This window comes from Streptomyces sp. 8K308, assembly GCF_004348315.1.
Taxonomy (GTDB): Bacteria; Actinomycetota; Actinomycetes; order Streptomycetales; family Streptomycetaceae; genus Streptomyces.
The window spans coordinates 1-8,055 of sequence record NZ_SMKC01000317.1 but is presented as its reverse complement, the minus strand read 5'-3'; the positions used below and the strand labels follow the sequence as shown (position 1 = coordinate 8,055).

Below are 8,055 nucleotides of genomic sequence, written 5' to 3'. Positions count from 1 at the left end.
GTGGTGTGTCCTGCGGCGAGGCCGAGGTAGGCGAGCGCGGAGTGCGAGCCGTTGAGCAGCCGCAGCTTGGTGAGCTGGTGGGGCGCGGGGTCGGGGACGAGGAGTGCGCCGCCGGCCTCCCAGCGGGGGCGGGCGGCGGCGAAGGTGTCCTGGAGGACCCAGGCCAGGTAGGGCTCGCCGGCCACGGCCGCCTCGTCCCGCACGCCGAGCGCGGCGGCCGCGGCGGCGCGGTCGGCGGCGGTGGCGGCGGGCACGATGCGGTCCACGACGGTGGCGGGGAAGGTGACGGCCTCGTCGAGCCGGTCCAGCACGGTCGCGCGGTCGGGCCAGCGGGAGGCGGCGACGAAGTCCCTGACGACGGCGGCGAGCACGGCACCGTTGTCGGCCATGTTGTCGCAGGAGACGACGGTGATCGGGGCGGCTCCGGAGCGCATCCGGGCGGTGAGGCCGGCCGCGAGCCGGCCGACGACGGTGGTGAGCTGGGCGGTGTCCGGGGCGGCGAGGTCGGCGGCGACGGCGGGGTCCGTGGTGTCGAGCGCCGGGGGCCGGGTGGGATCGGTGGCGCGGTGGTAGCCCTTCTCGGTGACGGTGACGGTGACGACGGTGACCTCGGGGTCGGTGAGCAGCGCGTCGACGCGGGCGGCGTCGGGCCGCATGGCGAGCGCCTCGGTGAGCGCGCCGACGACCCGGGGGCCGGCCCCTTCGGGGTGCAGTTCGGTCAGCGAGTAGAGGTGGTCCTGGGCGCGCAGGGCGCGCACGGTGTCGCGGGAGCGCGGTGCCACGGCCGCGATGCCCCAGGGCTCCCCGGTGTCCGCGGCGGCCAGCTCGGTGTAGAGGGCCTGGTGGGCGCGGTGGAAGGCGCCGAGCCCGAGGTGGACGACGCGGCTGCGCAGGTCCGCCGGGTCCACCAGGGGACGGCGTTCCCGCGGGAGCCGGCGCAGGGTGGCGCGGCCGAGCCCGGCCGGTGCGGTGCCGGTCACCAGTCGTGCACCGAGCCGTCGAGGCGCCGCGCGACGGGCAGGTAGCGGGGCTGGTAGGGGAAGCGCTCGGCGGCCCGCTCGTCGTACTCGACGCCGAGGCCCGGCTCCTCGGCCGGGTGCAGCAGGCCGTCGGCGAAGGTGACGCCGCCGTGGAAGACCTCGGCGGTCTCGGGGGCGTGGCCCATGTACTCCTGGATGCCGAAGTTGGGCACGGCCAGGTCGAGGTGGACGTTGGCGGCCAGGCTGACCGGGGAGAGGTCGGTGGCACCGTGCGAGCCGGTGCGCACCTGGTAGAGGGCGGCGAGGTCGAAGATGCGGCGCAGGTGGGTGATGCCGCCGGCGTGCACGACGGTGGTGCGCACGTAGTCGACGAGCTGTTCGGTGATCAGGTGCTGGACGTCCCAGATGGAGGTCAGCGCCTCGCCCACGGCGATGGGCGTGGTGGTGTGCTGCCTGATGAGCCGGAACGCATCCTGGTTCTCGGCCGGCGTCGGGTCCTCCATCCAGAACAGCCGGCAGGCCTCGACGCTCTTGCCGAACTGGGCGGCCTCCAGCGGGGTCAGCCGGTGGTGGACGTCGTGCAGCAGGTGGAACCCGAAGCCGAAGCGCTCGCGGATCGCCTCCAGGTAGGTGGGGGCGAAGGTCAGGTAGGACTGGGTGTCCCACGGCTGCTCCTCGGGCAGCGCGGTGGCGGCCGGCTCGTAGATCGCGCCCTGGCGCACGCCGTAGGTGCCGCCGACGTCGGGGACCGCGGCCTGGGCGCGCACGGCGCGGTAGCCGAGGTCGAGGTAGCGCTGGACGTCGTCGAGGAGGGCGGGCACGTCGGCGCCGCTGGCGTGCGAGTAGGCCAGGACGCCGTCCCTGGACCGGCCGCCGAGCAGCTGGTAGACGGGGAGTCCCGCGGTCTTGCCCTTGATGTCCCAGAGGGCGGTGTCCACGGCGGAGATGGCGGTCATGGTGACGGGGCCGCGCCGCCAGTAGGCGCCCCGGTAGAGGTACTGCCAGATGTCCTCGACGCGGGCCGGATCGCGGCCGACGAGCAGCGGCACGAGGTGGTCGCGCAGGTAGCTGGCGACGGCGAGCTCGCGCCCGTTGAGGGTGGCGTCGCCGAGTCCGGTGACCCCGTCCGAGGTGGTGACGCGCAGGGTCACGAAGGTGCGCCCGGGGGAGGCGACGAAGACCTCGGCGCGTTCGATGGTACTCACGGCGGCTCTCTCCCTACCGGTCGAACAGTGCATGTATACAAGCACCTGTCGCAAAGGAAGGCAAGGGGTGTCCTGCCGATACGATGGAGCCCATGGCTCAGAAGAACGGGCGGCGGACCTCACGGCGGACCATCTACACCAGGCTGCGGCAGATGGTCCTGACCCTGGAGCTGCCGCCGGGCGCCGCGCTCTCGGAGAACGAGCTGGCCACCTCGCTCGGGGTGAGCCGGACCCCGGTCCGCGAGAGTCTGATCCTGCTGGCGCAGGAGGGCCTGGTGCAGGTCTTTCCGAAGATCGGGTCCTTCGTCTCCCGCGTCGACCCGGCGCAGGTCGCCGACGCGCAGTTCCTGCGGGAGGCGGTCGAGCTGGCCTCGCTCGACGACCTGCCGGAGCCGCTCGACCCCGCGCTGGTCGCCGAGCTCCGCGACAACGTGGCGCGGCAGCGTCAGCCGGGGCTTGCCATCGAGGAGTTCTTCGAGCTTGACGAGGCCTTTCACCAGGGGCTGCTGCGGCTCAGCGGGCACGGCAGCGCCTGGACCACGGTCGCGGCCGCCAAGGGCCATCTGGACCGGGCCAGGCGGCTCGGCCTGCAGGAGACGGCGCCGGCCGTCTTCACCGAGCAGCACGGCGAGATCCTGCGGGCGGTACTGGCCGGCGACGCGGACCTGGCCCGTGCCGCGATGCGCACCCACCTGCGCGCGGTGTTCGACGACATCGAGCGCATCAGGGCGCGCTCCCCCGAGCTGTTCGCCGCCGACCCCACGTCGGTCCCGGTGCGGCGCAACGTCGTCGTGTGGGAGTGATGGCCGCCGGACATGCCGCGGCCCGGCACCCCGCCGCGATCGGGCGGGCTGCCGGGCCGGGCGCGGGGCTCACTCCCCGGTGGGCACGAGGTTCATGTACATCTGCGACTGGTCGGGGCGGCTCCAGACCGCGGGGAAGGCGTAGAGGTTCTCCTGGCTCGGCCAGCCGTCGAACTTCGCGGCGTGGAACTCGGTGGTGGTGCCGCCGGTGAGGATCGGGATGTACGGCATGTCCTGCTCGATGCGCTGCTGGATCGTGTCGTAGTGCGGCATCCGCGCCGCCATGTCCTCCGGGTTCAGCTGGGTCAGCGCCTCCAGGGCCTCGTCGACCTCGGAGTTCGAGTAGCGCGAGTAGTTGGTGTCGGCGGACTCCCCCACCTCGGCGGTGTTCTCGGTGCCGTAGAAATAGCTGTAGATGTAGAACGGGTCGGGCGCGGGCCCCGGGTAGAGCGAGTCGATGACCAGCTGGAAGTCGCCGCGGGCACGGGCGTCGGACATCTCGTTCCAGGACACCTGGGCGACCGTCAGCTCGATGCCGGCGGGCAGCAGTTGCTCGCGCAGGGTCTCGAGCGCGGTGATGTAGTCGGTCCAGCCGGTGACCACGGTCACGGTCAGCGCCAGGGGCTCGCCGTCCCTGGCATAGATCCCGTCGCCCTCGCGCGCGTACCCGGCGCCGGTCAGGATCTCGTCGACGCGCGCCAGGTCGGGCTCCATCGGCACGGTCGGGTTCTCCAGCGCGTCCGAGACGTAGGCCGCGTCGCGCTCGGGCAGGGCGAAGCCGGGGGACATCTCGCTCGCCGTGTTCTGGAACGCCAGCTGGTTGAGCTGGGTGCGGTCCATCGCGTAGTAGAGCGCCTGGCGCACCGCCGGGTCGGTCTGCGGTCCTGTGCAGCCGAGGTCGGCGTTGGCGCAGGCGTCGAGGACCATCTGGTTCATGGGCACCGTGATGGCCGAGTAACCCGGGTAGTTCTCCTCAACGTTGGCGATGTCGGGGACCGGGCCGCTGTAGACGTCGACCTGTCCGGCCGCGAGCGCGTCGGTGGACGCCTGGTTGCCGGCCAGCGAGCGGTACTGGACGTGCGTCAGTTCCGGTTCGCCACCCCAGTAGTCGGGGTTGGCGTCGAGCGTGAACGCCTGCCCCTTGAAGTCGCCGAGCGTGTAGGGCCCGGTCCCGACCGGCTCGGGGATGGTGTCCGCGTTGGGGTCCTCGATGCCGCTCCAGATGTGCTCGGGCACGATCCAGGTCTTGCCGAGCAGCTGCGGCCCCTCCATGTAGGAGGGGGCGTCGAAGGTCACGGTGACGTGGGTGGGGTCGACGATCTCGGTGGTGCCGTGGAAGCCCACCGTGTTGGGGACGGCGTCGGAGGCGATCATGTCGAAGGTGAACTTGACGTCCTCGGCGTCGAACGCTTCGCCGTCCGACCAGGTCACGCCCTCGCGCAGGGTGATCGACAGTTCGGTGCCGTCCTCGTTCCAGGCGTACTCGGTGCCCAGGCGGGACACGGGCTCGCCCGGGCTGGCGAGGTTGAAGTAGAACAGCGGCTCGAAGATGGTGCCGGGACCCTCGACCAGGGTGGGCGAGTACGGGTTGAAGTTCCGGATGTAGTCGCCCGTCTGTCCGGCCACCACCAGGGTGTCCGCGGGTGTCGAGCCACCTCCCCCGCCGCCGTTCCCTCCGCCGCCGCAGCCGGCCGCCAGCAACGCGAGCGCCGCGGCGCCGACGGCCAGGGCCGAGGCCCGGCGCCGGTGGACGGGTCCTGGTTCGTTCGTTCTGTTCTCTCTCATCGCCTGCCTCATCCTCGGGGCACGGGCGGACTCGCCCGGAGAAGGCGAGTGTTAGGCCGGTGAATTAACAAAGTCAATCCCTCGGAACCGATCAAAGTTGCGGAGGAGATGACAGTTGACGATCGTGTTCTGGTGAGCAGCTATCAGAACCCGGTCATCGGCGGGTTCCATCCGGACCCGAGCCTGTGCCGCGTGGGCCAGGATTACTACCTCGCCTGTTCCAGCTTCGAGTACTTTCCCGGGGTTCCCCTCTTCCACAGCCGCGACCTGGTGCACTGGCGCCAGCTCGGCAACGTCCTCGACCGCCCGTCGCAGCTGTGGCTGCCGCCCGGGACCCCGGCCTCCGCCGGGATCTACGCGCCCACCCTCCGCCACCACGGCGGGCGGTTCTGGCTCATCACCACGCTGGTGGGCGGCGGGGGCACCTTCCTGGTCACCGCCGAGCGCCCCGAGGGCCCGTGGTCGGAGCCGGTCTGGATCGACCTCCCCGGCATCGACCCCGACATCGCCTGGGACGAGGACGGATCCTGCTGGTGCGCCTTCTCGGATTCCGGGATCAGGCTGGCCAGGATCGACCCGCGCTCCGGCGCGGTGCTCGACGGCCCCTTCGAACTCTGGTCGGGCACCGGCCGCAAGTACCCGGAGGCGCCGCACCTGTACCGGATCGGCGACTGGTGGTACCTGCTGATCGCCGAGGGCGGCACCGAGCGCGGACACGCCGTCTCCATCGCCCGCGCCCGCTCGCCACGCGGCCCGTTCGAGCCGGCCCCGGCGAACCCGATCCTGACACACGCCGCAACCGACCGTCCGATCCAGTCCACCGGCCATGCCGACCTGGTCGCGGCGCCCGACGGCAGCTGGTGGATGGCGCTGCTCGGCACCCGACCCCGCGGCCACACCCCCGAATTCCACGTGCTGGGCCGGGAGACCTTCCTGACGCCGGTGCGCTGGGTGGACGGCTGGCCCGTCGTCGGCCCGGTCCAGGAGTGTCACCCGGCCCCCTCTCCCCTCCAGCCGGTGGAGCCCGAGCCCGTCAGGGACGACTTCGACGAGCCCGCGCTCGCGCCGCGCTGGGTCTCCCCGCGCGCACGCCCCGAGGGCTCCTGGTCGACGACGGACCGCCCCGGCTGGCTCAGGCTCACCGCCACCGGCGACACGCTCGACCGCCCCGGTCACACCTTCGTCGGCCGGCGGCAGCAGCACCCGGAGTGCCGGATCAGCGCCCGCCTCGACCCCGGCGCGGCCAGGGCGGGGCTCTCCGTGCGACTCGACGAGGCCCACCACTACGACCTCGAGGTCGCCGACGGCGAGGCGCGGGTCGTCGCCCGTGTCGGCCCGCTCGGCCAGTGCCTCGCCCGCCGCCCGGTGCCACCGGGGCCGCTCACGCTGGTGGTGGACGTCCGCACCCACGACGTGCTGCCGCCCGGCGTCACGGCCGCCGAGCAGCTGACCGGGGAGCCGCTCGGGGTTCGGGCCACGGGGCCCGACACCATCAGCTTCTCGGTGCTGCCGGGCGCGGCGACCCAGCCGGTGCGACTCGCCGAGCTCGACGGGCGCTACCTCTCCACGGAGGTCGCCACCGGCTTCACGGGGCGGGTCGTCGGCATGTACGCGACCCGGGGCAGCGCGGACTTCGACTGGTTCGACTACCTGCCGGCCCTCGGCCGCCGGGGGTGAGAACCACCCGGCCGGCATCGCACGGGTGCCGGCCGGGGCGGTGCGTCGCGCGCGGTTCAGAAGCGGGCGCCGACGTTCGCGCCGTTGGACGGGCGGAGGAAGGTCGACGACGGGATGGCGCCGCCTGCCTGGCGCGGCCCGGTGATCGTCGACGGGTCGGTGCTGACGAAGGACCAGCTGCCGCCGATGTTCCAGGAGTTGCCGCTGCCGCCCGAGTTGGAGCCGAGCGACACGTTGGTGCCGTTGGACACCGCGAGGTTCGCGTTCAGGGTGCCGTCCGCGTCCGCGAAGTCGAAGCCGGTGCCGCCGTTGCGCCAGGCGGTGTTCCGCTCGGCGAGCAGCGCGCCAGGGTTGGCGTTGTCGATGAAGCCGCCGGCCGAGTTGTCCCAGGCCATGCTGTTGCGGGTGACGTGGGCGGCGGGCAGGTCCTCGTCGCCGCCGCCGAGCTTGAAGCCGTTGCCGTCGCCCGTGTAGTCGGGCAGGTTCCACCGGTTGTAGCCGTTGCCCCAGGCCAGGCTGGACTCGATGGTGATCGGGGAGAGGAACTCCCAGGCGTCGAAGCCGTCGTCGGAGTTGTTCCAGAGCCGGGCGCCGCGCACCACGTTGCCGGTGCCCGAGCCCTCCTTGATGGCCAGGCCGTCCGCGCTCTCGCCGTTGTTCCTCGGGTCCCGGTTGCCGTAGCTGTCCAGGTTGATGACCTGGTTGTTGCTCGAAGCGCCCTGGAGGTGGAGACCGCTCTCGTAGTTGTTCCGGGTGACGAGGCGCTCGAAGCGGTTGTTGTTGGTGTCGAGGCCGAAGATCCCGTAGGGCCCGTTGATGATCTCCAGGCCGATCAGCCGCCAGTGGTCGCCCTCGATGTGGATGGCGCCGCGCTCGGGGCGCGGGATGCTGCCGTCGACGGGGGCCGGCGTGTGGGGCATGTTCTCGCCGTCGATGACGGCCTGCTCGCCGTTGTAGTTGGTGAGGGTGAAGGGCTGGTTCGCCGTGCCGTTCTTGTTCAACTGGATGTTGGTGCTCGGCGCGTAGGTGCCGGCCCTGAGGTAGATGGTGTCACCGGCCACGGCCAGGTCGACCGCGCGCTGCACGGTCCGCAGGGGCGCGGTGAGCGTGCCGGCGTTGCTGTCGTTGCCGCTCGGCGACACGTACAGCGCGGTGGCCTGGACGCCGAGGTCGTCGCTCGCGGCGACCGCGGCGGTGCCCGGCAGGGCCGCCGCGGCGCCGGCCAGCAGGGCGACGGACGCGATCAGGGCTCTCAGTCTCATAGTTGGTCTCCAGTAGTTGGCATGGCCGTGCTGAAAGCGCTTTCCATCGGAGGCGGATGCTAACGGCAGGCCATGCACACGTCAACGCCGGTTGCGGGCGGGTTAATTGGAGAGCGGTTGCGGACGCCGGGGGTCCCGGCACGGGGTCGGCGCGGGATACTGGCTGGTCGGGGCCCACCCCAGAGGGCCGCCGCGATGACGAGGGGCAGTGATGCAGTCACCCGGGCCGGCCGAGGGCCACCGCCAGCCGATGAGCAAGGCCGACTACGTCTACGAGGTCCTACGCGACGACATCCGCAACGCCCGCGTCCCCGGCGGCACCCAACTCAAAGCCGCCCACCTC

At 72.2% G+C, this 8,055-nt stretch carries 6 protein-coding genes; 2 read left to right on the top strand and 4 right to left on the bottom strand.

Annotated elements, in window-relative coordinates; translation table 11 throughout:
* Together E1265_RS29625 and manD are read right to left on the bottom strand one after the other, a co-directional pair.
* On the bottom strand, positions 1–980 hold a 980-nt coding region (locus E1265_RS29625), incomplete at its 3' end, for a mannitol dehydrogenase family protein (protein ID WP_132934070.1).
* Positions 977–2,218 (bottom strand): D-mannonate dehydratase ManD, encoded by a 1,242-nt coding sequence (manD, locus tag E1265_RS29620; RefSeq protein ID WP_165953927.1) that lies wholly within the window; start codon positions 2,216–2,218, stop codon positions 977–979. The genes manD and E1265_RS29625, both read right to left, overlap by 4 nt.
* 59 nt (positions 2,219–2,277) lie before the next feature.
* Between manD and E1265_RS29615 the strand changes: the two genes are divergently transcribed.
* Positions 2,278–2,988 (top strand): GntR family transcriptional regulator, encoded by a 711-nt coding sequence (locus E1265_RS29615; RefSeq protein ID WP_132934068.1) that lies wholly within the window; start codon positions 2,278–2,280, stop codon positions 2,986–2,988.
* A gap of 69 nt (positions 2,989–3,057) precedes the next feature.
* Here the strand turns inward: E1265_RS29615 and E1265_RS29610 are convergent, their stop codons facing one another.
* Positions 3,058–4,773, bottom strand: a complete 1,716-nt coding sequence (locus E1265_RS29610; protein ID WP_132934067.1) for an ABC transporter substrate-binding protein — start codon at positions 4,771–4,773, stop codon at positions 3,058–3,060.
* Between the two features lie 132 nt (positions 4,774–4,905).
* Between E1265_RS29610 and E1265_RS29605 the strand changes: the two genes are divergently transcribed.
* Positions 4,906–6,450, top strand: a complete 1,545-nt coding sequence (locus E1265_RS29605; RefSeq protein ID WP_132934066.1) for a glycoside hydrolase family 43 protein — start codon at positions 4,906–4,908, stop codon at positions 6,448–6,450.
* 56 nt (positions 6,451–6,506) lie between these two features.
* Here the strand turns inward: E1265_RS29605 and E1265_RS29600 are convergent, their stop codons facing one another.
* Complete coding sequence (locus E1265_RS29600) at positions 6,507–7,712, bottom strand: DUF1565 domain-containing protein (RefSeq protein WP_132934065.1); 1,206 nt, start codon at positions 7,710–7,712, stop codon at positions 6,507–6,509.
* Between the last annotated feature and the right edge of the window lie 343 nt (positions 7,713–8,055).